Origin of the sequence: Streptomyces sp. NPDC090108, from assembly GCF_044747185.1 — a bacterium.
Classification (GTDB): Bacteria; Actinomycetota; Actinomycetes; order Streptomycetales; family Streptomycetaceae; genus Streptomyces.
The window spans coordinates 854,369-878,970 of the sequence record NZ_JBIVDQ010000003.1 but is presented as its reverse complement, the minus strand read 5'-3'; the positions used below and the strand labels follow the sequence as shown (position 1 = coordinate 878,970).

At 74.0% G+C, this 24,602-nt stretch carries 19 protein-coding genes; 11 read left to right on the top strand and 8 right to left on the bottom strand.

All coding sequences use genetic code 11. The annotated features are described in order from the left end of the window. Positions 1 to 526 precede the first annotated feature (526 nt). On the bottom strand, positions 527 to 2,704 hold the full coding sequence (locus ACIPRD_RS14095) for a helix-turn-helix domain-containing protein (RefSeq protein WP_401562932.1): 2,178 nt from the start codon (positions 2,702 to 2,704) through the stop codon (positions 527 to 529). A gap of 253 nt (positions 2,705 to 2,957) precedes the next feature. On the opposite strand from ACIPRD_RS14095, the gene ACIPRD_RS14090 reads away from it, so the two are divergent. After that, on the top strand, positions 2,958 to 4,343 hold the full coding sequence (locus ACIPRD_RS14090) for an MFS transporter (protein ID WP_356403657.1): 1,386 nt from the start codon (positions 2,958 to 2,960) through the stop codon (positions 4,341 to 4,343). Between the two features lie 160 nt (positions 4,344 to 4,503). Here the strand turns inward: ACIPRD_RS14090 and ACIPRD_RS14085 are convergent, their stop codons facing one another. Beyond that, positions 4,504 to 5,481: an SDR family NAD(P)-dependent oxidoreductase gene (locus ACIPRD_RS14085; protein WP_401562930.1), complete on the bottom strand. Its 978-nt coding sequence runs from the start codon at positions 5,479 to 5,481 to the stop codon at positions 4,504 to 4,506. Between the two features lie 330 nt (positions 5,482 to 5,811). Between ACIPRD_RS14085 and ACIPRD_RS14080 the strand changes: the two genes are divergently transcribed. Both ACIPRD_RS14080 and ACIPRD_RS14075 read left to right on the top strand, forming a co-directional pair. After that, positions 5,812 to 6,198, top strand: coding sequence for an SRPBCC family protein (locus tag ACIPRD_RS14080; RefSeq protein ID WP_401562928.1), 387 nt, complete (start codon positions 5,812 to 5,814; stop codon positions 6,196 to 6,198). 236 nt (positions 6,199 to 6,434) lie between these two features. Continuing rightward, complete coding sequence (locus tag ACIPRD_RS14075) at positions 6,435 to 7,280, top strand: NAD(P)H-binding protein (RefSeq protein WP_401562926.1); 846 nt, start codon at positions 6,435 to 6,437, stop codon at positions 7,278 to 7,280. 162 nt (positions 7,281 to 7,442) lie between these two features. On the opposite strand, the gene ACIPRD_RS14070 is transcribed toward ACIPRD_RS14075, so the two are convergent. Both ACIPRD_RS14070 and ACIPRD_RS14065 read right to left on the bottom strand, forming a co-directional pair. Next, the gene (locus ACIPRD_RS14070) at positions 7,443 to 8,450 is read right to left on the bottom strand and encodes an LLM class flavin-dependent oxidoreductase (protein ID WP_401562924.1); all 1,008 of its coding nucleotides are present in this window, start codon (positions 8,448 to 8,450) and stop codon (positions 7,443 to 7,445) included. Positions 8,451 to 8,698: 248 nt separating this feature from the next. Then, on the bottom strand, positions 8,699 to 9,718 hold the full coding sequence (locus ACIPRD_RS14065; RefSeq protein ID WP_401562922.1) for an ArsR/SmtB family transcription factor: 1,020 nt from the start codon (positions 9,716 to 9,718) through the stop codon (positions 8,699 to 8,701). Positions 9,719 to 9,913: 195 nt separating this feature from the next. Here ACIPRD_RS14065 and ACIPRD_RS14060 point away from each other — a divergent pair, with 195 nt between their 5' ends. From ACIPRD_RS14060 to ACIPRD_RS14045, 4 genes are all read left to right on the top strand, one after another. Continuing rightward, entirely contained in the window at positions 9,914 to 10,654 is a 741-nt protein-coding gene (locus ACIPRD_RS14060; protein ID WP_356403675.1) for a D-Ala-D-Ala carboxypeptidase family metallohydrolase, read from the top strand. A 312-nt stretch (positions 10,655 to 10,966) separates the two neighbouring features. After that, on the top strand, positions 10,967 to 11,941 hold the full coding sequence (locus ACIPRD_RS14055) for an alpha/beta hydrolase (RefSeq protein WP_356403677.1): 975 nt from the start codon (positions 10,967 to 10,969) through the stop codon (positions 11,939 to 11,941). A 102-nt stretch (positions 11,942 to 12,043) separates the two neighbouring features. After that, positions 12,044 to 12,958: an acetoacetate decarboxylase family protein gene (locus ACIPRD_RS14050; RefSeq protein ID WP_401562919.1), complete on the top strand. Its 915-nt coding sequence runs from the start codon at positions 12,044 to 12,046 to the stop codon at positions 12,956 to 12,958. Between the two features lie 14 nt (positions 12,959 to 12,972). Beyond that, positions 12,973 to 14,571: a succinic semialdehyde dehydrogenase gene (locus tag ACIPRD_RS14045; protein WP_401562917.1), complete on the top strand. Its 1,599-nt coding sequence runs from the start codon at positions 12,973 to 12,975 to the stop codon at positions 14,569 to 14,571. A gap of 204 nt (positions 14,572 to 14,775) precedes the next feature. Here the strand turns inward: ACIPRD_RS14045 and ACIPRD_RS14040 are convergent, their stop codons facing one another. Then, on the bottom strand, positions 14,776 to 16,020 hold the full coding sequence (locus ACIPRD_RS14040) for an NADH:flavin oxidoreductase/NADH oxidase family protein (protein WP_356403686.1): 1,245 nt from the start codon (positions 16,018 to 16,020) through the stop codon (positions 14,776 to 14,778). Positions 16,021 to 16,115: 95 nt separating this feature from the next. On the opposite strand from ACIPRD_RS14040, the gene ACIPRD_RS14035 reads away from it, so the two are divergent. The 3 genes from ACIPRD_RS14035 (at position 16,116) to ACIPRD_RS14025 (ending at position 18,624) form a co-directional block, all read left to right on the top strand. Then, complete coding sequence (locus ACIPRD_RS14035) at positions 16,116 to 16,718, top strand: TetR/AcrR family transcriptional regulator (protein WP_356403689.1); 603 nt, start codon at positions 16,116 to 16,118, stop codon at positions 16,716 to 16,718. A 265-nt stretch (positions 16,719 to 16,983) separates the two neighbouring features. Continuing rightward, positions 16,984 to 17,949, top strand: coding sequence for an NAD(P)H-quinone oxidoreductase (locus tag ACIPRD_RS14030; protein ID WP_401562914.1), 966 nt, complete (start codon positions 16,984 to 16,986; stop codon positions 17,947 to 17,949). A gap of 216 nt (positions 17,950 to 18,165) precedes the next feature. Beyond that, on the top strand, positions 18,166 to 18,624 hold the full coding sequence (locus tag ACIPRD_RS14025) for a pyridoxamine 5'-phosphate oxidase family protein (protein WP_401562912.1): 459 nt from the start codon (positions 18,166 to 18,168) through the stop codon (positions 18,622 to 18,624). A gap of 143 nt (positions 18,625 to 18,767) precedes the next feature. Here ACIPRD_RS14025 and ACIPRD_RS14020 read toward each other — a convergent pair whose 3' ends face one another. The 3 genes from ACIPRD_RS14020 to ACIPRD_RS14010 form a co-directional block, all read right to left on the bottom strand. Beyond that, on the bottom strand, positions 18,768 to 20,267 hold the full coding sequence (locus tag ACIPRD_RS14020) for an FAD-dependent oxidoreductase (protein ID WP_401563188.1): 1,500 nt from the start codon (positions 20,265 to 20,267) through the stop codon (positions 18,768 to 18,770). Between the two features lie 50 nt (positions 20,268 to 20,317). Then, positions 20,318 to 21,052 (bottom strand): class I SAM-dependent methyltransferase, encoded by a 735-nt coding sequence (locus tag ACIPRD_RS14015; RefSeq protein ID WP_401562910.1) that lies wholly within the window; start codon positions 21,050 to 21,052, stop codon positions 20,318 to 20,320. A 234-nt stretch (positions 21,053 to 21,286) separates the two neighbouring features. After that, a complete protein-coding gene (locus ACIPRD_RS14010) occupies positions 21,287 to 22,477 on the bottom strand; it encodes a lycopene cyclase family protein (protein WP_356403700.1) in 1,191 nt (396 codons plus the stop codon). 669 nt (positions 22,478 to 23,146) lie between these two features. Between ACIPRD_RS14010 and ACIPRD_RS14005 the strand changes: the two genes are divergently transcribed. Further along, positions 23,147 to 24,550: a polyprenyl synthetase family protein gene (locus ACIPRD_RS14005; RefSeq protein WP_401562908.1), complete on the top strand. Its 1,404-nt coding sequence runs from the start codon at positions 23,147 to 23,149 to the stop codon at positions 24,548 to 24,550. Positions 24,551 to 24,602: the final 52 nt, after the last annotated feature.

Sequence of the window (24,602 nt, the reverse complement as noted above, 5' to 3'; positions counted from 1 at the left end):
CCCACCGGGCGGAACCGGCGGGCAACGCCGCCTGGCAAGACCACCCGGCAAGGTTTCCCGGCCGCTGCGGTCATGGTCCCCGCCGACGGCGCATCTCCGCCAGAGGGCGCGCCGGTGCGGGCCGCCCCGGTGAGCGGGCGGACGGCACCTGACGCGTCCCGGGAACTCCTCTTGCCGGAAAGGAACTTGACGCCGCGGGGTGCGGTGGGGGCTTCGCCGCAGGTCGGACCGTCGCGGTCGTTCGCGGCACGGGGTACGGACGCCCGGGAGCCGTCCGGCATCCCGGACACGCCGGCCTTGCCGTACCGCGGGGCAAACGAAGCTTTACCGGAGCGCGAGGTAGTGCGGAGCTGCGGCGAATGCGCCGTCGCACTCCGGCGGACAACTCCGCGCTCCTGTCACGGTTCTGCGCGGGGACCCGGACGGGAGCGGAGTGTCAGGGTTCCGCGCGCGGACCGGTGCGGGGGCCGGGTGTCACGGTGCGGCCCGGACACCGGGTGTCACGGTGCGGCCCGGACACCGGGTGTCACTGTTCCGCGCGGCCACCGGCGCGGGGGCCGGGAACCGTCCGGGTTTTGGCGGGGTCTGCCGCACGCGGCCGTTCCTCCCCGTCGAGCGCGCCCCGCAACTGGTGCAGGCGGACCGCCAGGTGGAGGCGGAGCGCCGGGTCCGGGGCCCGCCAGCCGTCGCCGAGCAGCGCGGTTATCCGGTCCAGCCGTTTCAGCAGCGTGTTCATGTGCACGTGCAGCGCGCGAGCGGTCCGGCTCAGGTTCCCGGAGTGGGCGAAGTAGGCGGCGGTCGTGGCCACGAGGTCCGTGGACCTGCGGCGGTCGTAGTCGAGAAGCGGCCCGAGGGAGTCCGAGAGGAACCGGTCGAGGTCATGCGCGCGTTCGGGGTCGAAGACGAGCGCGTACATCCCGAACTGCCGCGTGGTCGCCCCGCGGTCGGTCTCCCCGAGGGCGCGCATCACCTCGACACAGCGCCGCGTCAGCGCGAACGAGCGGGGCCACTCCTGCCCCGTGACGCGGTCGGCGGCCACCAGCACCGGCGCGCCGAGAGCACGGCGAAGCCGGCGCTGCAGCGCCTGCGCGACGGCCTCCACCGTGTCCGCGGCCCCCGCCGCCTCCCCACGGGCCGCCGCCTCCCCATGGCCCGCCTCCGCCGCGCGGGCCGCCCCCACGGGACGGTCCGCACCCTCGGCACGAGCCGCCCTCCCGGCACGAGCCGCCCTCTCGGCGCGGGCATCCCTCTCCGCGCGAGCCCCCCTCTCCGCACGACCCGCTTTCTCCGAACGGGCCACTTTCTCCGCGCGGGCCGCCCCGTCCGGACGGTGGGCGTCTTCCGGACGGGGCGCGCCGTCCGGAAGACGCGGGCCGTCCGCCCCTTCCGTGCCGGTCCTCGCCGCCGGGCCGTCCGCGCGCAGCAGCATCGTCGCCCGGCCGAGGTACTCGCCCGCCAGCCCGGACCACTCCGCCGAGACGGCGTTGAGCCGGCGGACCACGTCGCTCGTGGCCTTACCGGGGCAGTCGGCCACGACGAGCACATCGAGGTGATCGACGTCGACACCGCGGGCCAGCGCCCTGTCGCGCTGGGCGGGGTGGAGCGGCGGCCGGGACAGCAGTTCCGTGAGCAGCTCCCCGCGGACCCGCTCCTCCGCCTCGGCACGGGCGTCACGCATCAGGATCAGCAACCCCATGATCTGCGCCGACCGTTCGAGCATGCGGACGTCCGCCGGGCCGGGCGCGGCGTCACGGGTGAGGGACAGCGAACCCAGGTGGCTGCCGCCGGCGTGAAGGGCGGCCACGCTGTGGACGGCGCCGTCCGCACCCCGCGCGGACACGCACCGCCCGGTGGCCCGCGCCTCCTCCAGCAGAGCCCGGGCCGGGGTCCGGCCCGCGCCGGGGACCTCTTCCCCGCAGGGCCGCATCGCGAGGAGTCTGTCGTCCCGGTCGAGGACGGTCACCGCGCCCCGCAGCTGCTCGACCAGCAACTGCGCGATGTCACCGGGCCCGCCGCCGGTCAGCACCACCTGGGTCAGGGCCTCGTGCACGGCCGCCGCCCGCTCCACCGTGGCCACCTGGTCCTCGATGATGCGGTAGGCGTCCTGGAGCCGCTGCAGCGAGGCGCGGCTCTCCTCGTACAGCCGCGCGTTGTCGAGAGCGACCGCCGCGTGATCGGCGAAGGCGCACAGGAGGGCCACCTCGTCCTTCTCGAAGGGCCGCGCGGAACGGTCGGCGGCGAAGAGCACGCCGATCACCCGCTCGCCCACCAGGAGCGGCACGCCGAGCAGCGCGGTGAGCCCCTCGTCCGGGACGAGCAGGTCGAAAGCGGAATGGTGGCTCAGGACGCGGGCCTCGCGGTAGTCGCTGACCCAGAACGGGGCCTTCGACTCGATCACCCGCGCGCCCAGACCGGCCCCCGCGGGCATGCGGGCCGACCGGAACTCCGGCGAGATCGTGCCGGCCGACGCCCTGATGGCGAGATTGCCCTCCGCGTCCAGGAGCGACAGGTAGGCGATGTCGCTGTCGATCAGCTCATGGGCGTGCCGGACGATCGAGGCGAGCACCTCGTCGACCTCACCGAGCGCGGCGAGCGATCGGGCCGTCGCGTACAGGCTGCTGAGCCGGCGTTCGCGCCGCAGACGGTAGGAGACGAGTTCGCCCGTGGCGGCGCTACCGCCCGCGCCGGAATGAGTCGGTGCCATCAACGCCCCTACGCAGAAGTGGAGGTGGAAAGAGGGTGGGTATCTCATACACCTTCGGGCCCCCAGAGGTGTGTGTGCTCCCCGTCTCGTGAAGTGCGCGCGCCGCTCTAATCTCACCCCCACGACACACGGTTGTGACGCACGTCGCATCCGCCCGCCGCACGGCCCGCACCGCCGCCGCGTCACCGGACCCGGCGACGGCCCCCGGGCCGTCGTCCCCACCGGCATCCTCCACCCCCCGAGGGACCCTCCCATGACCTCATCCGCGCACGCGCACATCCGCGACGGCGACGCCGCTGCCGCCCCGGTGGCCGAGTCCCGCTCACGCAGAAGGCTGCTCGCGGCCGGGCTGATCGGCAGCTCGATCGAGTGGTACGACTTCTTCCTCTACGGCACGGCGGCCGCACTGGTCTTCCCGCACGTCTTCTTTCCCCACTCGTCCGCTCTCATGGGCACGTTGCTGTCGTTCAGCACCTTCTGGGCGGGCTTCGTGGCCCGGCCCCTCGGCGGCCTCGTCGCCGGCCACTTCGGCGACAAGTACGGCCGCAAGCCCACGGTCGTGACCTGCCTCGTCGCCATGGCGGTCGCGACCTTCCTCATCGGCTGCCTGCCGAGCGCCGCGAGCGTCGGCGCGCTCGCCCCCACCCTGCTGGTGGTGCTGCGGTTTGCCCAGGGGGCCGCGGCGGGAGGCCAGTGGGGCGGGATCGCGCTCCTGCTCACCGAATCGGCGGACGCCAAGCGCCGCGGGTTCGCCGGTACCTTCGGCCAGACGAGCGTGCCCGTCGCCGTCATCATCGCCAACCTGATGTTCACCACGGTCAGCGGGCTCGTCTCCGGCGACGCCTTCCTGGACTGGGGCTGGCGCATACCGTTCCTGGCCAGCGCGGTGATGTTCCCCGTGGTCCTCTACATCCAGACGAAGGTCGAGGACACCGCGGACTTCCGCGAGCTGCGGCAGGAGGCGGCCCGCAGGACGGAGACCGCCGTGGTCAGAGCGCCCCTGGCCGAGGCCGTGCGCCGCAACTGGCGCACCATCCTGCTCGGCTGCGCCACCCTGTCCGCCACGAACAGCCTCTTCTACGTCAGCATCACCGGCCTGCTGAGCTACGGCACGACCACCCTCCACATGGAGCGGAACACGCTGCTGACCGTCGTGCTGCTGAGCTCGGCGCTGATGACGGCGGTGCTGCCCCTCGCGGGACACCTGTCGGACAGGTACGGCCGGCGCACCCTGATCCTCGTCGGCGGACTCGGCGTGGCGGCCTGGGCCTTCCCCTACTTCGCGCTGGTGGGGACCGCGTCGGCGCCCCTGATCCTCGTCGCCGTGGCGGTCGGGTTCTTCTTCCAGGGACTGACCTACGGCCCGATGGCCGCCTTCCTCAGCGAGCTCTTCGCCCCCCACGTCCGCTATTCGAGCGCGTCCCTCGCCTACCAGCTCTCCGCCATCGTGGTCAGCGGCGGCACCCCGATCGTCATGACCGCCGTGATCGCCAGGACGGGGGCGACCACCCTCGTCGCGGCCTACATCGCGCTCATGGGGCTCATCACCTTCGCCGGCGCCTGGTTCCTGCCCGAGACGAACCCGGCGGAGGTGCGCCAGGACCCCGACGCGCTTCCCGGAGCGCATCTCTACCGCTGAGGAGCGGGCCGCGCGCGACCGGGACCCACGGGTCCGGTGCGGGCCCGGTCGGCGGAAAAGGGCGCTCGGCGGGAAAGGGTGCCCGGCGGGAAAGGGCGACTGGTGGGCGGAAGCCCGGTCCAGGCGCCCTCGCACCGCTCCGGCGGAAGGGACCGGAGACCTACGACAGGTCCTGGCCCGCGAACGCGTCCACACCCGTCAGCCCGGCCGACAGCGCCCACAGGCGGGCCGCCTGCTCGGCGTCGGTCGCCCAGTCCCTCACCCCGGCCCACGTGCCGTCCGCGGGCGCGGGCTCGGCGACGTCGCAGTCCTCCAGGTAGAGGCCGCCGACGCCGTCGAGCTGCGGCGAGGTGGCCGCCCATACCTGGGTGGCCGCACCCTGCTCCGGGGTCTTGAAGCCCGCCGGGTTCAGGGGGTTGCCCTGCTCGTCGATCCAGCCGCGCTCGACCATCTCCTCCTTGGGCAGATGCCGCTGGAGCGGCGTCATGATGCCGCCCGGGTGGAGGGAGAAGGCCCGGACACCGGCGTCCCGGCCCAGCCGGTCGAGGTGCAGGGCGAACAGCGCGTTCGCCGTCTTGGACTGGCCGTACGCCTTCCACTTGTCGTAACCCTCGGTCCACTGGACGTCGTCCCAGTTGACGGGGGAGAGGTGGTGGCCGCGGGAGGACACGGAGACGACGCGGGCGCCGCCGGACGCGAGCGCCGGCCACAGGCGGTTGACGAGCGCGAAGTGGCCGAGGTGGTTGGTGGCGAACTGCGTCTCCCAGCCGGGCCCGACCCGGGTCTCCGGGCAGGCCATGATCCCGGCGTTGTCGATCAGGAAGTCGATGGTGCGTCCGGAGGCCAGGAACCGCTCGGCGAAGCCGCGCACGCTCTCCAGGTCGCCGAGGTCGAGCTCGTCCACCTCCACCCCGTCGAGGCCGGCCAGCGCCTCCCGGGCCGCGTCGGGGCGCCTGGCCGGGACGACGACCCGCGCGCCGGCCGCGGTCAGCGCCCGAGTGGTCTCCAGACCCAGGCCCGAGTAGCCGCCGGTGACGACCGCGAGCTTCCCGGTGAGGTCGATGCCCCGCAGGACGTCCTCGGCGGTGCTGTCGGCGCCGAAGCCCGAACCGATCTTGTGCTGTGCAGGAGTGCTCATACCGGAACGTTATGAATTCGAGTGGACTCGAAGTCAAGCCGGACTCCCCGGGGACGGCTCCGGAGACCGGACCGACCGCGCCGGTCGCACCCCGCTTGCCGCACCGCGCCGGCCGCACCAAGCCCCCCCCGCACCGCGCGGGACGGCCTGCCGGAAGATGCGGACCCGCCGGTCCGCCGCGATGGTGGAGGGGACGGAGCAGTTCCGTTCCGGGACGACGACGGGTGGGAACGTGGACGACATCTGCGCGCTCGCCGAGCGGCCGTGGCGCGTCCGGACCACCGCGCCGGTCGCCCGCACTCCCGGGCGCTCCTGGTGCGCCGGTCCGTCATGAGCCGCCTGGAGCTCCGCGCCGTAGGAGCGGCCGCGCCGGACACGGTCTGGCGGCGCTATGTCGTGGTCGACCGGTGGCGGACATGGTCTCCGCAGGTCAGGGCCGTTCACACGGACAGCCCCGAGATCCGCCCCGGACTCACCGGCACGGTCGAGACGTTCGCGGGGATCCGGGTCGCCTTCACCGTCGAGTCCGTCGACCACGACAGGCGGGACTGGACCTGGCGTGTGCGCCTCGGGCCCGCCCGGCTCAGGCTGCGGCACGAGGTGAGCCCGCACGGGGAAGGCAGCGCGACCGGCCTGGTGATGGAGGGTCCGGCGCCTCTGCTGGCCGCGTACGCGCCGCTCGCGCGCTGCGCGCTCCAGCGCCTCGTACGACCGTAGTCCGTGTCGCCGCCGGTCCTGCCGGTCCCGCCCGGTCCTGTCGGTCCCGCCGGGTACGGCTGTAGTCCGTGTCTTCGCCCGGTCCCGCCGGGTCGTTCGGGATAGTCACTTTCCTCTAGGTACCTACTATACGAACGGTGTTAGCGTCCCCGTGCCGGTCGCGGAGGAGCCCTCCTCCCGGCGGTCCCGCTCATGCGGGCGACGGCAACCATGCTGATCCGACAGGGGAGTTGGCCATGATCGTAGTGACAGGAGCGACCGGGAACGTGGGCCGCGCGCTGGTGTCGGCGCTGGCCGGTGCCGGAGAGCGGGTGACCGCGACCTCGCGCGGGATCTCCGGCGCGGACGTCCCGGAAGGGGTACGGCACGAACAGGCGGATCTGAGCGATCCCGGGAGCCTGCGCCCCGTGTTCGACGGCGCGGACGCGCTGTTCCTGCAGAACGGGGGAGCCGGCGCGCATCTGCTCAGTCCGCGGGACATCCTCGACGTCGCGAAGGCGGCCGGTGTCGCGCGGGTGGTGCTGCTGTCCTCCCAGGGAGTCGTCACCCGGCCGGAGTCGGCCTCGCACGGAGGGACGGGCCGCGCCATCGAGGACGCGGTCCGCGAGTCCGGCCTGGACTGGACGATCCTGCGCCCCGGCGGCTTCGCGAGCAATGCGTACGCCTGGGCCGCATCGGTCCGTGAACGCCGGGAGATCACCGCCCCGTTCGCCGACACCGGCCTGCCGGTCGTCGACCCCGGCGACATCGCGGAGGTCGCCGCCGCGGCCCTGCGGACGGACGGTCACACGGGACGGGTCCACGAACTCACCGGCCCCGCCCTCAGCACCCCGCGCGCACAGGCCGCGGAGATCGCCGCGGCCCTCGGGGAACCCGTCCGCTTCGTCGAGCAGACCCGGCAGGAGGCCCGCGAGCAGATGCTGCGCTTCATGCCCGAGCCCCTGGTCGAGACCACGCTGGGCATCCTGGGCGAGCCCAGGTCCGCGGAACTGGCCGTCAGTCCCGATGTCGAGCGCGTCCTCGGCCGTCCGCCCCGGACGTTCGGCGACTGGGCGAGGCGTCACATCGCCGCCTTCCGGTAGCCACGCGCGTCCCCGGCACCGGCACCGGCACCGTCCCCGGCACTGTCCCCGGAACCGGCACTGTCCCCGGAACCGGCACTGTCCCCGGAACCGGCCCCGGCACCGGAACCGGCCCCGGCACCGGCTTCCCCGCGACGGCGGAATGCCGGCGGAAGGCCCGTGTCACAGGCCCCAGGCCTCGGCGAGCAGCGTGAACGAACGCGACCGGTGCGCGGGGTCGAACGTGTAGGTGGTGACGATGAGTTCCTGGACCTCCAGGTCGTCGACGATCGCCTCCAGGCCGGCGGCCACCGTCTCCGGCGAGCCGACCGCGCGCACCTGCTGGAAGTCGTCCACGAACCGTGCGGCCTCGGGACCGACCGCGGCCACGAGGTCCTGGACCGGCGGCGGCAGCGGGGCCCGGCGGCCGGAGTAGATGCCCGCGGCCATCTGCTGGGCCGTGGTGAACAGGAAGCGTGCCTCGTCGTCGGTGGGCGCGACGAGGACGTTGACACCCGCCATCGCGTAGGGCCGCTCGATCTCGGCGGTGCCGAATGTCGTCGAGAAGCCCGAACGGTACAGCGACAGCGCCTCGTGCCGCAGTTGTGGGGCGAAGTGCGAGGCGAACACGTACGGCAGCCCGAGATAGGCGGCGACCGCGGCACCGTCGAGACTCGAACCGAGCATCCACAGGGGCACCTCGGTGCCCCGCCCCGGCAGCGCCTCGATCGCCGCCGGTTCCGCGCCGGGGGAGGACAGATAGCGCTGGAGCTCGACGACGTCCTGCACGAACGTGTCGTCGGCGGCGGCACCGCGGCGCAGCGCGGCGGCCGTCCGCGGGTCCGTGCCCGGGGCGCGGCCGAGGCCGAGGTCGATGCGGTCGCCGTACATCTCGGCGAGCGTGCCGTAGTACTCGGCCACCATCAGGGGACTGTGGTTGGGCAGCATCACACCGCCGGAACCGAGCCGGATGCGGCTGGTGTGCTCGGCGGCCCGGCCGATGAGCAGGGACGTGGCCGAGGAGGCGAACGTGGAGACGTTGTGGTGCTCGGCGTACCAGTACCGGTGGTAGCCGAGCGAGTCCGCGAGCCGCGCCAGCTCCACGGACTGGTCGAGGGCGGTACGGGTCCCGGTGCCGGCGGCGACGGGCACGAGGTCGAGGATCGAGAGCGGAACTCGCGGTGAGGGCATGGTGATCGAGTCCTTCGTGGCCGTCCGGGCCGTCCGCGCGGTCCGGGGCGTCCGGGCCGGGCGTGCGAGGGCTGTCGCGGCGCCCGTCCGTCCCTGGCCGGTCACCCGAGGAGGCCACCGGTCACGGACGGACGGTCGGGCCGGAAGAAGCAGGGGCGCATAGGGTTGCAGAGCGGGCACACCGGTGCGGTGAGACTCCCATGTGCCGGATCGCCCCGCAACCGCAGGACACGGGCGCGGGGCGACGGCTATCCGATGCCCGGCGCCGCATCCCTGAGGTTCCTGCTCAGCATCGTCGCTCCCAGCGGGGTCAGCGTATGGACGACGGTGTTGGCGTGGCGGTGGCTGGTGATCAGGCCGGCGTCGCGCAGCGCCGTGGTGTGATGGCTGGCGGTGGCCGGGGTGACCCCGGCCCGGCGGGCCGCCTCGGTGGTGGTCGCCCCGGCGGCCGTGGCCCGCAGGATGGCGGCCCTGGCCCGGCCCAGCAGGGCCGCGAGAGAAGGCGAGCCGGCGGCCTCCGCGGCATGGGGACCCGGCCCGCCAGGCGACTCGTGGGGGTGGAGCGAGTAGACGAGGACCGGGGGCAGAGCGGGGTCGGCGAGGGAGACCGGCCCCTTCCAGCAGAAGTACGACGGTATGAGCAGCAGCCCGCGGCCCTCCAGCCGGATGTCGTGCTCCGTCGGGTACGTGCCGGCCTCCAGCCGCGGATGCCGCCAGCGGATCGCCGGTCCGAGGCCTTCGAGGAGCCGTTCGGCACCCCCGTCGAGCAGGTGCCGGGCCAGCCGGATCCGCTCGGCGTGCACGCACTCCCGCATCCATTCCTCGTGGGGCTCGATGACGGTCCGGTGGTAGGCGCGCAGAATGCCGACGAGTTCGGCGCGTGCCTCCTTCTCCGGCAGCCGGCCGAGCCGGGCCGGTGTCCGTCCGGCCCGGGTCAGGAGGGCGATCTCGGCCGCCACCCGGTCCGCGGGCGTGGCCAGGATCTCCGCCAGCCCGGCCTCCAGTCCGTCCACCCCCGCCAGCGGGGTGAGGAAGTCGGGCCAGTACGGCGCGCGCGGGAAGAGCGGCAGCAGCACCTGCCGCACGGCACCCTCGAGCCCCGCCGCCCGGAGCCGCTCGCGCGCCGTGCGGTACCAGTGCGCGTACGCCCAGCGGCCCGCCGGGGTCTGGAGGCGGTGGAGGCTGGCGGCGATCTCCCACAACGGGTGGCAGGCCGCGGCGACCCTCGTCCTGGCCAGGTCCTCGGCCGAGAAATGAATGCGAAGCACGGCCGGTGTCCCTCCCGCCTGCGACATTTCACTCTGTTCGAATGAGCATGACAGGCGGCGACGTTGCGCGGACCATGAACTCGCTCCGTCGCACCGGTCCCCCCGGCATCTCCGCCACCGGGTGCCGCGCACGGCACCACGATGGCCCGGCCCGCGCGGCGCGCCCCCACCCGCCCAAGCCCCCAGGGAGTCACCGTGACAGCCTCTCCGAACCGCCGCGCGATCCTGCGCGGAACCCTCGCCGCGGCCGTGGGCGCCGTCGCCGGACCGCTGCTCCTGACGGGCACCGCGCACGCCTACAACTGGACGCGCACCCTGAACCAGGGGGCGACCGGCGCCGATGTGACCGAGCTCCAGATCCGCGTCGCCGGCTGGGCCGCGGACTCCGCCTCCCAGTCCCGGGTGAGCGTCGACGGCGAGTTCGGTCCCGGTACGGCCGCCGCGGTCCGCAGATTCCAGGCGGCGTACGGCCTGTCGGCGGACGGCAGCGCCGGTCCGGCGACCCAGGCGCAGCTCAACGCCCTGGAGCAGTCGGACGGTTCCACGGTCCACTTCGACTTCGGCGAGTTCACCGACCGGTCCAGCGGCACCTTCGACGGCGGCAAGCTGAGCGCGGCCGCCGTCAAGGAGAACGTCCGCCGGGCCATGTACAAGCTGGAAGCGCTCCGCAAGAAGCTCGGCAACACCGCCATCACCGTCAACTCGGGGTTCCGCAGCATCGCGCACAACGCCGAGATCGGGGGCGCCGGCGACAGCATGCACCTCTACGGCACCGCCGCCGACCTGGCCGTACCCGGCGTCAGCAACCGCACGGTGTACCAGAAGGCCGAGACCTGCGGCTTCTCCGGTCTGGAGACGTACACCGCCGACCACCAGCACGTCGACAGCCGCGCGGACCTCGGCCGGGCGTGGTGGTGGGAGAACGGCACGGTCTGAGGGTCTGGGGGCAGTCGGCCCGGCGGGGGCGTCCCGGCGGGGCACCGGCGCGGTGCGCACACCCGGCGCCTGCCGCGCCGCCCCTGCCCGCCCGTGTCGGGCCCCGCCCGGCACGCCTTGGGGCCGGGCGGGGGCCGCGGTGACCGGTTGCAGTCCACGCCGGGGGCGTCAAACATGGACCGGGGATCTCCGTCGTGGGTACACGTGCGGGTGATCTCCGCCTCGGGGCCGCCTACACCACCAGCGGCTGCGCAAGCCGCGCGACGAGGGATCCGTGTGCCCGCCCGCGGGCGCCGGTCCCATGGAGTGGCCATGACCGACATCCCGCCGCCCGTCACCCCGTACCTCGAACCCGCCGCGCGTGCGCTGGCCGAGGCGACCGATCCGCATCCCCGGATCTACGAGGTCCCGCCGGAGCAGGGCCGGGCCATCCTCGCCGATCTCCAGAGCGACATGAGCGTGCCCCGCCCGGACGTCGACGAGGAGTGGGTCGACGTCGACGCGGGGGAGTGGGGCACCGTCCGCACCCGCATCATCCGGCCCAAGGGCGCGACCGGGCCGCTGCCGGTGGTGTTCTACATCCACGGCGCCGGCTGGGTCTTCGGCGACGACAGGACCCACGACCGCCTCTTCCGTGAACTCGCCGTCGGCGCCGACGCCGCGGGTGTCTTCCCCGTCTACGAGCGCGCGCCGGAGGCGAAGTACCCCACCCAGGTGGAGCAGAACTACGCCGTGGGCCAGTGGGTCCTCGAACACGGCGCGGAGCACGGTCTGGACACCTCGCGCATCGCCGTCACCGGGGAATCGGTAGGCGGCTGCATGTCGGCGGTGTTCGCGCTGATGAACAAGGACCGCGGCGGGATCGGTCTGAAGGCGCAGTGCCTGCTGTACCCGGTGACCGACGCCGGCTTCGACACCCCGTCGTACCACCAGTTCGCCGAGGGCTACTACCTCACCCGCGACGGCATGAAGTGGTTCTGGGACGCCTACACCCCCGACCCCGCGCGGCGCGCCGAGATGTACGCCGCGCCGCTCCAGGCCTCCCTGGAGGAACTCCGGGGCCTGCCTCCCACCCTGGTCATCACCGACGAGGCCGACGTCCTGCGCGACGAGGGCGAGCAGTACGCCAACAAGCTCCGCGAAGCGGGCGTGGACGTCACCTCGGTCCGTGTCGCCGGCATGGTCCACGACTTCCTGCTCCTGGACAGCCTGCGCGACACCAAGGCCGCCGATATCGCCCGCAAGATCGCCGTCGACTTCCTCAAGGAGGCGCTGCACGACGCCTGACGCGGCGGCGCCCGCGTTCCCGCCCGCAGAATTGTTGACGGTGCTTACATCGCTGGCTAGGCTGATGTAATCACCGTCAACATGCGAGCCAGGAGCCGCGTCATGCCCTCTTCCGAGCAGGAAACAGTCAAGGTCGACCTCGGCGGCCGTACGGTCACGGTTCCCAAGGGGGGCCTGTACGACCGGTACCGGATGGACGCCGATCTCGACGAGGTCGCCCGCGATCCCCGCGTCAGCGGCGTGGACTTCTTCCGCCGGCTGCCGAAGACCAGGGCCGACTCGCCGATCGGCCCCACCCTGACCCCGAACTTCTACTACCGCGTCTCCACCGCCCGGCTCACGATGCTGGCGCCGTCCCGCGCGATCCGTTCACGGCTGCCGAGGGAGCTGGCCCCGCTGGAGGTCGCACCGGGCCTCGGCCTCGTCTCCGTGATGTTCTTCCGGTACGACGTGTGCGACATCGACTTCTACACCGAGGCCGCCGTCGGCATCGCGGTGAAGCCGGCCCGGCACGGCAGGCTCGGCCTGTTCGACCTCGTCGCCGCCCTCAAGAACGAGCACCTCGACTCCTACGTGCTGTCTCTGCCGGTGAGCACGGAGATCGCGCAGGTGCGCGGCCACGACGGCTACGGATTCCCCAAGTGGGTGACCGGGCTGGACGTGGACATCGACGCCCACCGCACGACCGCGCGGGTCTCCGACGGCGCCGGCGGCACGGACCTGGCGCTCTCGGCGGCCACCCCGGCCCAGACCGCGTACCCGAGCGGCAGGCGCGTCGCGTCCGTGACCTCGTACACCTCGCTCGACGGGGCCTGGCACTCGACCCTCAGCCAGACCAACGTGCTGTCCGCCGGCACCGCGCTCGTCCCGCGCGACGTCTCGCTCCACGTGGGGAAGGGGCGCATGGCCGACGACCTGCGCTCCCTCAGGCCGATCCGGACCGTCCAGTTCGACGTCGTGACCGAGGGGCAGCTCGCCCTGCACATGCCGGTCCCGACCTCGGTCCGCAGCCGGTAGCGAGGAGTCCCGCCATGACCGTCGAGCAGCTCACCCCGTCCACCACCGCCCGTCACCTCGGACTGCCCGCGTCCCTCACCCCCGCCCGGATCGAGGGGCTGGCCGCGCGCGTCACGGCGGCGCCCGGCGCCGCGCGCGTGACCACCACGGCCCCCTACAGCGGCGCGCCGCTCGCCGACCTGCCCGTCTCCACGCCCGCCGACGTCGAGCACGCCTTCGCGCGGGCCCGCATCGCGCAACAGGCCTGGGCCGCGACCCCGTTGAACCGCCGCAAGCAGATCCTGCTGCGCTTCCACGACCTCGTCCTCGCCCGCCAGGACGAGGCGCTGGACCTCATGCAGGCCGAGAACGGCAAGACGCGCCGGGACGCGTTCCTCGAAGTGACGGACATCGCCATCGTGTCCCGCTACTACGCGCGCAGCGCCGCCCGGTACCTGGCACCCAAGCGCCGCCGGGGCGCCATCCCCGTGCTCACCCGCACCACCGAACTGCGCCACCCCAAGGGCGTCGTCGCGGTCGTCTCGCCCTGGAACTACCCGCTGAGCATGGCCGCCGGAGACGCGATCGCCGCGCTGATGGCCGGCAACGCCGTCGTGCAGAAGCCCGACACCCAGACCGCGCTCACCGCGCTGTGGTCGCTGGAGCTGATGCGGGAGGCGGGCCTGCCGGCCGGGGTGTGGCAGATGGTCGTCGGCCGGGGCGGCTCCATCGGCGGCACGCTGATGGACCACGCCGACTACATGATGTTCACCGGCTCCACCGCGAGCGGCCGGAAGATCGCCCGGGACGCCGGGGAGCGGCTCATCGGCGCCTCCCTCGAACTCGGCGGCAAGAACGCCATGCTGGTCCTGGACGACGCCGACATCGAGAAGGCCGCGGACGGTGCCGTCGCCGCGTGCTTCCCCTCGGCCGGCCAGCTCTGCGTCTCCGTCGAGCGGCTGTACGTCGCCGAGTCGGTCCGGGACGCGTTCGTCGCCGCGTTCGTCGCGCGCACCAAGAAGCTCGAGATCGGTGCCGCCTACGACTACAGCGTCGACGTCGGCAGCCTCACCAACCCTTCCCAGCTGAAGACCGTCACCGAGCACGTCGGCGACGCGGTGGCCAAGGGAGCGACCGTGCTGGCCGGCGGCAGGGCGCGGCCGGACCTCGGCCCGCTGTTCCACGAGCCGACCGTTCTCGCCGACGTCACCCCGAACATGACGCTGTACGACCACGAGACCTTCGGCCCCGTCGTCTCGGTCTTTTCCGTGCGCGACGACAACGAGGCCGTCGCGCGGGCCAACGCCACGCCGTACGGCCTCAACGCGAGCGTCTGGTCCCGTGACGGGGCGCGGGGGCGGGGTGTGGCCGCCCGGCTGCACGCCGGCACCGTCAACGTCAACGAGGCCTTCGCCGCCGCGTGGGGCAGCGTCGACGCGCCGATGGGCGGCATGGGCGACTCCGGCCTCGGCCGCCGCCACGGTGCCGAGGGGATCCTCAAGTACACCGAGGCCCAGACCGTCGCCCACCAGCGCCTCCAGGGCTTCACCCCGCCCGCCGGTGTGTCGCCGGAGACCTGGGCCGTCCTGCTGACCGGCGCGCTGAGACTCCTCAGAGCGGCAGGCGTCCGATAGAGCGCCGACGCCACATGCCGGACGGCGCGGTTCCGACGGAACCGCGCCGTCCGGCATGCGCGGGGCCGGTGCGGGCCGTCGTCGACCAGGTCGATGACGTGCCCCTTCTCGCGGCGAGCAGTGCGGCGACGCGCCGGAGGGGCCCCAGGTGGTCGCGGTGAGCGACGAGCACCTGGGGCCCCTCTGGGCGTGGAGGCGCCGCCCCTACGCGGCGCGCCTGGTCGTGTCCAGCCAGGTGCGGTACCGCCGCAGGGCCTTGCGCTGCTTGCGCTGTTCGGCGAGGAGGGCGATCGCCGGGTGGGTGCGGGGCGTGGGGCGGCTGCCCCGGGCGATGCGCCGCATCTGGTGGCGGACCTGCGCCATGCCGGCCGCCGACGCGAGGGACTTGTCGGACCAGGTGACCGGCCGCATCCGGTCGTCGGCCTCGTGGCCGCGGCGCCAGCGGGCGGGCAGGTCGGGGGTGACGGCGAGGGCGGTGCCCATGCCGACGACCGCCACGCCGCTGCCGAGGACCGCGTCGGCGGTGTCGCGGCGGGTGATGCCGCCGGTGAGCATCAGCGGCAGCGGACTGGTCGTCACCAGGTCCTTCGCCAGGTCGAGGAAGTAGGCCTCGCGGGCCTGGGTGCGGGCGTCGGCGGGGCGGCCGGACATCGCCGGGCTCTCGTAGCTGCCGCCGGACAGCTCGACCATGTCGACGCCGAGCGGTTCGAGCATGGCGATCACCTGGCGGGCGTCGTCGGCGTCGAAGCCGCCGCGCTGGAAGTCGGCGGAGTTGAGCTTCACCGCCACCGCGAAGGACGGGGAGACCGCGGCCCGTACGGCGCGGACGATGTCCAGCAGCATCCGGGCCCGGTTCTCCAGGGATCCGCCCCACCGGTCGGTGCGCTTGTTGACCAGGGGGGACAGGAACTGCGACAGCAGATAGCCGTGCGCGGCGTGGATCTCGACGCCGTCGAATCCCGCCTGCTCGGCACGCCGGGCGGTGACCGCGTACCGGTCCACGGTGGCCCGGATCTGCTCGGCGGTCATGGCGACGGGCTTGCCGAAGCGGCCGCTGTGCCGGCCCAGGTCGACGGCGACAGCGGAGGGGCCCCATACGACGCCGGGCATGTCGGAGCCGATCTGGCGGCCGGGGTGGTTGATCTGCATCCAGATCGCCCCGCCTCCGGACCTGCCCGCCCTGGCCCACTCGGCGAACGGCTCCAGCGGCGCGGCCTCGTCGAGCACGACACCGGCGGGGCCGGTCAGTGCCTCGGCGTGGACCATGACGTTCCCGGTGATGAGCAGTCCGGCGCCGCCTTCCGCCCAGCGGCGGTACAGCCCGAACAGCTCCTCGCCGGGCAACTGGCCGTCGCCGGCCATGTTCTCCTCCATGGCCGCTTTCGCGATCCGGTTGTTCAGGACGTGCCCGGAGCGCAGGGACAAGGGCGAGAACAGCTCGCTGGTCATCCGAGTTCCCCTCTCGATCTCGATCGCTTAAGATGTGTGCAGCGTTCACATTAGAGCAGTGATGTGAGCGTCGTAAACATGAGGGAGTGTGACCTATGCCGCAAGCGAGCAGCTCGTACCATCACGGCGATCTGCGTGCGGCCTGCCTGCGGGCCGCGCGGGAACTGCTGGAGGAGGACGGCAGCGCCGGGCTGTCGCTGCGGGCGGTGGCGCGGCGTGCCGGAGTCTCGGCGACGGCCCCCTACCGCCACTACGCGGACCGCGACGCGCTGGTCTCCGCGGTCGCCGCCGAGGGGTACCGCGAACTCGCCGGGCATCTGGCCGCCGCACACCCCGCGCCGCGGACTCCGGCCGAGCTCTCCGCGGTCGCGGTCGCCTACGTGCGCTTCGCGCTCGACCGTCCGGCGATGTTCCGGGTGATGTTCGCGGAGCCGTGCGATCCGACCAGCGAGGAGCGCGTCGCGGCGACCGCCGCGATCAGGGAGTACGTCCGCGAGATCGTGCGCGGAGCCTTTCCCGGCTCCGACCCCGAGGTGCTCTCGACCACGGTGTGGGCTCTCGTCCACGGCCTGGCGTTCCTGCACCTCGACGGCAAGCTCGACTCCTCGACCCCCGAAGTGGTGGCCGCCCAGGTCGAGTCCGCCGTGCGGGCGCTGTTCACGGCCACGGCGGCGGCGTCCGAGGCGGGGCGGGCGTAGCGGAGTCCGCCGCCCCGGCCGGTGCCGTCTCCGAGGCGGCACCGGCCGGGGCGTCTGTCGCGGGCCGGCCCGGCGGGTGCCCGCGATCGGGCTCATGTTGACACCGCACACACCTCTGACCTAATGTGTGCTCCGTAAACATCAGGCTTCCGGGCCGCGTGCGGACGACTTCCGCCGCCGAGCCCCTTCCAGCCTTCGACGACGCGCCGAGTGACGCGCCGAAGACTCTGCGGAAGCCTGCGGCTCAGCCCCTGAACGGAGCACCATGAAGGCAGTGTCGATCAAGGAACCCGGCGGCCCCGAGGTCCTGGAGTGGATCGACGTCGAGGACCCGTCGCCCGGCGCCGGCGAAGTGGTCGTCGACGTGGTGGCCGCCGCCCTCAACCGGGCCGACGTCATGCAGCGCATGGGTCTCTACCCCCTTCCGCCGGGCACCTCCCCCTACCCGGGACTCGAGGTGTCGGGCCGTATCGCTGCCGTCGGCGAGGGAGTGACCGGCTGGCGGGTGGGCGACGAGGTCTGCGCGCTGCTGACCGGCGGCGGCTACGCGCAGAAGGTCGCCGTACCGGAGGGCCAGCTGCTCCCCGTGCCCCGAGGCGTCGGCCTGGCCGAGGCGGCGGGCCTGCCCGAAGCGGTCGCGACGGTGTGGTCCAACATCGTGATGACCGCCGGGCTGAAGAAGGGCGAGACCCTCCTCGTGCACGGCGGAGCCGGCGGTGTCGGCACCATGGCCGTCCAGATCGCCAAGGCGCTGGGAGCGCGGGTCGTCACCACGGTCGGCGGCCCCGAGAAGGCGGCCCGCGCACGGGAACTGGGCGCCGACGTGGCGATCGACTACCGCACCCAGGACTTCGCCGAGCACGGACCGTACGACGTGATCCTCGATGTCATCGGCGGCGACTACCTCGTACGCAACGTCCGGTCCCTGGCCCCCGACGGCCGACTGGTCGTCATCGGCCTCCAGAACGGCCTGGAGGGCCGCCTCGACCTCGCGGAACTGATCTTCAAGCGCGCGTCCGTGCACGGCACCACCCTGCGGACGAGGTCGAAGGAGCAGAAGGCCGCGATCGTCGCCCAGGTGCGGAGCGAGGTCTGGCCCATGATCGAGAACGGATCCGTGGGGCTCGTCGTCGACCGGAGCCTGCCCATGTCCCGGGCCGCCGAGGCGCACCGCCTCATGGAGGCCGGCGGCCACATCGGCAAGATCCTCCTGCTGAACGAGCAGGGCTGACGCGGCAGAGCCCCGGACCCGGGGGACGCGTCCCCCGGACGCGACGCCCGCGCGCCGGCGAACGGGGCCGGCGCGCGGGACCACCCGGAGTGGTTCGAGCAGGTCGTACGGCCGGACACGCGGGGCGGTTGGGAAACCGCCTAGGTCCGTGGTCCGAGCCGCAGCTCGGTTCCCGGACCGAGGTGCGGGACGCGGCCGCCCGCTAGCGTGCGGCACATGGAGATCACCGACTCGCCTCGTGCAATGGAGGCGCGCAAGCAGGACGTACTGGCCCGGCTGGAAAGGGAGATCGACATCTGGGTGGCCACCTCGGACGCCGAGGGGGTGCCGTGTCTGGTTCCGCTGTGGTTCGTCCGGTACGGGGAGGACCTGTGGCTGTCCACGCGGCCCGGCAACCCCACCGGCCGCAACATGCGGGAGGGTGCCAAGGTCCGGCTGGCGTTCGGGGACACCCGTGACGTCGTCCTCATCGACGGAGACGTGGAGACGTTCACCGCGCGGGACGTACCGGAGGCGGCCGCAGAGGCGTTCCTCGGGAAGACGGGCTGGGATCCCCGCACCTCCCGTGCGCCCTACGACTTCTACCGGGTGCGACCGCGCATGGTGCAGGCCTGGTGCGAGGCGCGCGAACTGCCGGGCCGGTATCTCATGCGGGACGGGGTGTGGGCGGTGTAGCGCGCCGGGGAGGGCAGGGCGGGGGCGCATCCGTGGGCCCGGTCCCCTCGTCCGGCGAGGACCGGCGCACCCCGTCCGCCGAGTGTCGCGCACCTCGTCCGCCGAGTGTCGCGCACCCCGTCCGGTGATGCCGTCGGCCCTCCTCAGCCGGCTCCCCGGCGCGACAGTGCGCGCAGCGGCGCGTTCCTGCCCCGGTGGGGGACCGTCCACAGGGTCTCGCCCCGTACCCCCCACCGCTCCAGGAGGGCGTTGGCGGCCAGGAAGCCGCTCGTCGCGGCGCGTTCCATCAGGGCCACCGGCAGGCCGGTGCGGACGAGGTCACCGGCGAGGACCAGTCCGGGCTCGGGGGTACGGACGGTGGGCCGGTCGGCATGGGCGCCCACCGGGAACAACGGGCAGTCCTGGCGCCACTCGTGACGCACGTCGACGATCCGCGCCTCCCGCGTCTCCGGACAGACCTGGTGCAACTCCTCGATCAGACGCTTCTGTTCGACCTCCGGATCACTGCCAGCGCCCACCGCGTACGCGTGCAGTTCCACCACGGATCCGCCCGTGCGTGCCGCCCACCGGGCCGCTTCGTCCTCCCAGCGTTCCAGGACACTGATGTTGTCGAGCCCGCCGTACCCGCTGGTGCCGAGAAAACCGGGCCGGTGCCGGGCCACGGGCCGGTCCAGCCACAGCCTGCTGACCAGGAACGGCGGCGCGCCACGCAGCCGCCCGACGCGCTCGCGCCACGAAGCGTCGCCCAGACATGGGGAGTTGGCGACGACCGAGCGCAGCCCGGCCGTGTCGAGAGCCAGTACGACCGTGTCGTAGGGGTGTTCCGCGCCGCCGGCGGTGACGACGTACCCGCCCTGCGCGGCGGGGGTGACGTTCTCGACGGCGGTGCCGGTCCGCAGGTCGGCGCCGTGCCGCCGCAGGTGTCCGGCCAGCGGGTCCCAAAGGGCCTCGGGAAACGGGGCGTTGGGCACGTCGAACAGCAGGCCCTCGGCGGAACCGAGGAAGTAGATGTGGAACATGAGCACCATCTCGGCCGCCGACAGCTCACCCGGATCGGCGAAGAAGCTGCGGGAGAACACCTCGAACGCCAGATGGCGGGCCTTCGCCGGGAAGCGCACGGCGTCCAGGAAGTCGTGGGCGCTGGTGCCGTCCAGCAGCTCGTACACCTCCGGGACACGGACGTCGAGCAGCGGCAGGGCCGCGCGCGGGTTCATGCCGCCGAGGTCCCTCAGGCCGAACGTCGGACTGAGGGCGACGAAGCCGAGGGCGCTCCACGGCGGGGTGCGCGGCACATGGCGGAAGCTGTCGCGCAGACCGCTGCGGTGCCGCAGGGGATAGTCGGGCAGCGCGGTGAGCCGTTCCAGGCCGGGGTCGGTCCGCCGCAGCAGGGCCCGCAGGTTGTAGTACTGGCGGAAGAAGGCGTGGAAGCCCCGGCTCATGGTCGCGGTGGAGCCGTCGCCCAGGGTGACGGGCCAGCCGCCGACACGGCCGCCGAGGTAGGGCTCGCGTTCGTAGAGCGTGACGGCCACGCCCCGTTCGGCCAGCGCGGTGGCCGCCGCCAGGCCGGCGATGCCTCCTCCGACGACCGCGGTGCTGGGGCGCGGGCCCCGGACCCGGGGCGCGCCCGGGGGCGCGGGCAGCATCCGGGCCCGGCGGTCCCGCCCGGGCACCGCCCGCCCGCGACGGACCCCGGTCACGGCCTCGCCCCCGCCGGTACGGCGTCGCGGCGGGCGACGAAGGTATGGGTGATGCCGGTCTGCCAGCCGGGCAGAGGCAGGGCTCTCACCTGCCCGAACCCGGCGGCCCGCAGGCGTGCCGCGAACTCGTCCGCGGTGTCGAAGTCCAGGACGCTGTGCCGGAGATGGCGGTAGAGCCCGCGGTCCCCGAGGACGGCGCCGGCGGGCTCGACGATGCCCCGGCAGACCAGGTTCCACACCGCGCGGTCGGCACGGCGGCCGCTGAGGGTGTACTCGTGGACGGCTAGGCGGCCGTGCGGGGCGAGCAGGGCGCGGACCTCCCGCAGGACGAGGTCCGGATCGGCGAGGTTGCGGAAGAGGTAGGCGGCGAACACCGCGTCGAAGGGCCCCTGGATCCCGGCCTCGCGCAGACCCTCGGCCGTGGCGTGCACGAAGGTCACGCCGGGCGGCCACGGTTTGGCCGCCGCGCGCCGGAGCATCCCGGCGGAGGCGTCGACGGCGGTGACGGACGCGCCCGGCAGCGTGGCGCGCAGCGCGGCGGTCGAGGCACCGGTGCCGCAGCCGAGGTCGAGGACACGCAGCCCCTCCCCGCCCCGGGGCAGACCGAGCCGGCGCGCGGAGCGGCGCAGATGCGCGTGATAGCCGGGGTTGGCGGCCACGAGCGCGTCGTAGCCCCGTGCGGCGTGGTCGAACGCGGCGGTGAGGTTCTCGTCGCACAGCAGGTTGTTCATGCGCTCTCCGGAACGGGGTGGGGGACGGAGGGGGAGTCCGGGCCGAGGGTGGGGTGGGGGAGTGCGGGCCGAGGGTGGGGTGGGGGAGTGCGGGCCGAGGGTGGGGGTGCGGGAGTGAGGACCAAGGCTGACGGTCGGCGAGTGCGGGCCGAGGGTGACGGGGACGAGGGCCGGGCAGGGGCGAGTGCGAGTGCCTGGTGGGTGTGGGTGTGGGTGCGGGTGCGGGGTCAGAGGTCAGGGGTCGAAGGGCGCGGGGGACAGGCCGGGCAGCTCGATCGCCGATCTGAGCATGGGCGCGATCGGTGTGCGCAGCCCCACGGACAGGTCCTCCAGGAGGGAGGTCCGGCCGTCGAGGAAGCGCAGGACGCGTTCCGCCGGCAGGCGGTGGAACAGGCGGGAGAAGAGCGCCGGGCCGTCGACGCGGCCGGTGGCCAGGGCGCGCAGCAGTACGGCGTCCATCGCCCGTGACCGGGCGGAGTGCGGGCAGGGCGGGACGGGCCGCCGCCCCTGACGCAGGGCGGCGGCCACGGACCGTGTCTGGCGCTGGATGCCGGCGAAGGTGTACCCGGTCGAGGGGCGGGTGGCGCCGCCGGCGGCACCGATCCGGAAGACGGACTCCCCGACCTGCCGCGGCATGCGGCCGTCCGTCATGGGGATGACCCCGGTCTCGGTGGCCGTCACCTCGGTGTCGCCGAGCCGGAGCACGTCCTCGGTGTAGTGCCGCAGCGCGGCGGCGTAGCCGTCCGCCGTCAGGACCCGCGGGGAGAACTCCGTGTACTCCACCAGCGCCTCGTCGCGGGCGGTGGGCAGGACGTAGCCGAAGGACACCCCGTGCGCGGGCTGCGGGACGCGGAAGTCCATCAGCTCGGCGGTCCCGCGGTCGAAGACGGGCCGGGCGGTACGGACGAACCAGCCGTGGAAGTGCTGGAGCAGCGTGGTGCGGGCCGCGGGCAGGCTGCCCGGCGGCCGTGAGTCGAACACCCAGCGGGCGTCGAGGACCCCCGGGGTGCCGTCGGCCGCCCGGTAGAAGACCCGGGCGCCGCCGCGCACGTCCTCGACCGTGTCGACGCGGGCCTCCAGCCGCCGTACCCGCGGGCTGTCCGCCAGGTCCCGGGCGACGAGGGCCTCGAAGCGGGAGGAGCGGATCATCTTGTAGCGCAGGGGGGAGATGTCGCCGGTCGCGGGCGGCCCGGTCCGGGGCCGTACGCGCAGCGAGTGCCAGCCGGCCGTCACGGCGGCGTCGAACCGGCCCGGCCCGTTCTCCCAGAAGCACCACGTCCGGTCCGGCGGCCGCAGCGGGCCGGGCGGGGCGTCCACGAGCACCACCGAGGGGCCGCGGCCGCGCGCGGCGGGCCGCGCCAGCCGGTGGGCCAGGGACAGCCCGGCCGCCCCCGCGCCGACGATCACCACCTCGGTCTCCCGCACGCCGGGGTCCTCCCTCTCACGTCCGCGTCCACGCTGTGTGTGGTGTTCGCACCGGTGCCGCCGATCGGATGCCCGCTCGTGCTTCCACCCGCGCTTCCGGCCCGGCCCGGTGTCCGCCGGTGTCCGCAGTGGCGCCCTTGGCCGGATGCTTGCAGGTGTTGTTGCCCGTGTTCCTGGCCGGGATGCTTGCCGGTGCTGCCAGCCGTGCTTTCGGGCGGCCGCTTGCCGGTGTTTCCGCCCGTGTTCCCGGGCGGCCTTGCCGGTGTTCCCGGCCGCGCCCCAGCGCGGATCCAGGCCGGCGTTCCCACCCGCGCCCAGCGCGGATCCGGGCCGGTGTTCCGAGTCGCGCCCAGCGCGAATGCGGGTGCGCGGGCCGATGGGTGCCTCGTGCACGGGCGCGCCCCGTTCGGACGCGGGCCACTCGGATGACCGGGGCGGTCATCGCGGCAGGCGACGGGTGTGACGGGGATGTCATGCAATGTCGTCCCCTCGGTCTCCGGCCCGGTGCACGCATCCGCGCGCGCCCCCGGGACCGAAGGCCCGTCGACGGCACGATCCGCGTTCACGACGAGAGGCGGTGCCATGCGCCCCCCACAGGCCACAGACCATCACGCGGCCGGAGCGCCGTCCGTTCCCCCGCTGACCGCCCTCGCACAATCCCCCCTCCGGGTGACCCCGGACGGCCCATCCGTCGACCCGCCCCCGCCCCCGCCCTGCGGCGCGGCCGGCGCGGCCGGCGCCGCCGCACGCGAGCCGGACCACGACGCGGTGGCCGCGGGCGCCGTCGTCGACGCCACCGACAGCGACACCGGCGCCACCGACGCCACCGACGCCACCGACGCCACCGACGCCACCGGCGCCGCCGACGCGGACGTCCGGGCGGCGGTCGGCCGGGTCCTGGACCGGGTGCTGGACGACCGGGTCGAGCGTGCCCGGACGGTGGACCGCCTGTTCGCCGAGGACATCGCCCAGCGCGTCGCGCGGTTCACCCGGCACGGCGGCAGGCGCCTGCGGTCGCAACTGCTGTGGTGGGCGATGCGTGCCTGCGCGGGCCGCCGCCCGGTCCCCGTCGCGGCGGCCCTGCGGATGGGCGCGGCGCTGGAACTGCTGCAGACCTGCGCACTGGTCCAGGACGACGTGATGGACCGCTCCGAGCGGCGCAGGGGACACCTCGCGCTGCACGCGGACGTCAGCGCGCAGTACGCGCACGCCGCCCGGCCGCGCCTGGTCCGGCGGTTCGGCGACGCGTCGGCGATCCTCGCCTCGGACCTCGCGCTCACCTGGGCGGACGACCTGGTCGCCGAGACCGAGATGGAACCGGACGTGGCCCGCGCGGTGCGCCGCCTGTGGGGCGACATGCGGGCGGAGATGGTCGCCGGCCAGTACCTCGACGTCCAGGGGCAGGTGACGGCGTCGCGCTCGCTGCCGCGCGCGCTGCGCTCCGCGTGCCTGAAGAGCGCCCTGTACTCCGTAGAGCGGCCCCTCGCGCTGGGCGCGGCGCTGGCGGGCGCGGACGAGGGGACGCGGGACGCGCTGTGCGTGGCCGGCCGGCACATCGGCATGGCCTTCCAGCTCCGCGACGACCTCGACGACGTCTACGCCGGCGCGCGCCCCGGCGGCAGGGACGCGGGGGGAGACATCCGCGAGGGCAAGCCGACCTGCCTGGTCGCGCTCGCCCGGGCCAGGGCGGACGCGTCCGGGGACCGTACCGCCCTGGAGGTCCTGGACCGGTCGCTCGGTGACGCCGCGCTGACCGACGAGGGGCTGGACGAAGTGCGCGAGGTGCTGGCGCGCACCGGTGCCCGCGCCCTGGTCGAGGAGCGGATCGGCCGGATGACCGCCCAGGGTCTCGCCCGCTTCGATACGGCCGCGCTCGACGCGGAGGGCGGCTCGCGCCTGCGCGACCTGCTGGTCGCCATCGCCGGCGGCCCGCCGCCGGACCCGCAGCCACCCCGCCGCGAACCGGCGCCGCCCCACGACGGATCCGTGACGGCCCGGCCACCGGCCACCCCCGCGCACCGGGAGGGCCACCGGCCACCGGCCGCCCCGGCTCACCCGGAGGACCGCCCATGACCTGTACCGCACCCCCGGACCCGCAGCCACCCCGCCGCGAACCGGCGCCGCC

Coding starts and splice junctions, on each gene's coding strand:
- ACIPRD_RS14095 (WP_401562932.1), bottom strand. CDS start 2,704: ATGGCACCGACTCATTCCGGCGCGGGCGGTAGCGCCGCCACGGGCGAA.
- ACIPRD_RS14090 (WP_356403657.1), top strand. CDS start 2,958: ATGACCTCATCCGCGCACGCGCACATCCGCGACGGCGACGCCGCTGCC.
- ACIPRD_RS14085 (WP_401562930.1), bottom strand. CDS start 5,481: ATGAGCACTCCTGCACAGCACAAGATCGGTTCGGGCTTCGGCGCCGAC.
- ACIPRD_RS14080 (WP_401562928.1), top strand. CDS start 5,812: ATGAGCCGCCTGGAGCTCCGCGCCGTAGGAGCGGCCGCGCCGGACACG.
- ACIPRD_RS14075 (WP_401562926.1), top strand. CDS start 6,435: ATGATCGTAGTGACAGGAGCGACCGGGAACGTGGGCCGCGCGCTGGTG.
- ACIPRD_RS14070 (WP_401562924.1), bottom strand. CDS start 8,450: ATGCCCTCACCGCGAGTTCCGCTCTCGATCCTCGACCTCGTGCCCGTC.
- ACIPRD_RS14055 (WP_356403677.1), top strand. CDS start 10,967: ATGACCGACATCCCGCCGCCCGTCACCCCGTACCTCGAACCCGCCGCG.
- ACIPRD_RS14050 (WP_401562919.1), top strand. CDS start 12,044: ATGCCCTCTTCCGAGCAGGAAACAGTCAAGGTCGACCTCGGCGGCCGT.
- ACIPRD_RS14045 (WP_401562917.1), top strand. CDS start 12,973: ATGACCGTCGAGCAGCTCACCCCGTCCACCACCGCCCGTCACCTCGGA.
- ACIPRD_RS14040 (WP_356403686.1), bottom strand. CDS start 16,020: ATGACCAGCGAGCTGTTCTCGCCCTTGTCCCTGCGCTCCGGGCACGTC.
- ACIPRD_RS14035 (WP_356403689.1), top strand. CDS start 16,116: ATGCCGCAAGCGAGCAGCTCGTACCATCACGGCGATCTGCGTGCGGCC.
- ACIPRD_RS14030 (WP_401562914.1), top strand. CDS start 16,984: ATGAAGGCAGTGTCGATCAAGGAACCCGGCGGCCCCGAGGTCCTGGAG.
- ACIPRD_RS14025 (WP_401562912.1), top strand. CDS start 18,166: ATGGAGATCACCGACTCGCCTCGTGCAATGGAGGCGCGCAAGCAGGAC.
- ACIPRD_RS14020 (WP_401563188.1), bottom strand. CDS start 20,267: ATGCTGCCCGCGCCCCCGGGCGCGCCCCGGGTCCGGGGCCCGCGCCCC.
- ACIPRD_RS14015 (WP_401562910.1), bottom strand. CDS start 21,052: ATGAACAACCTGCTGTGCGACGAGAACCTCACCGCCGCGTTCGACCAC.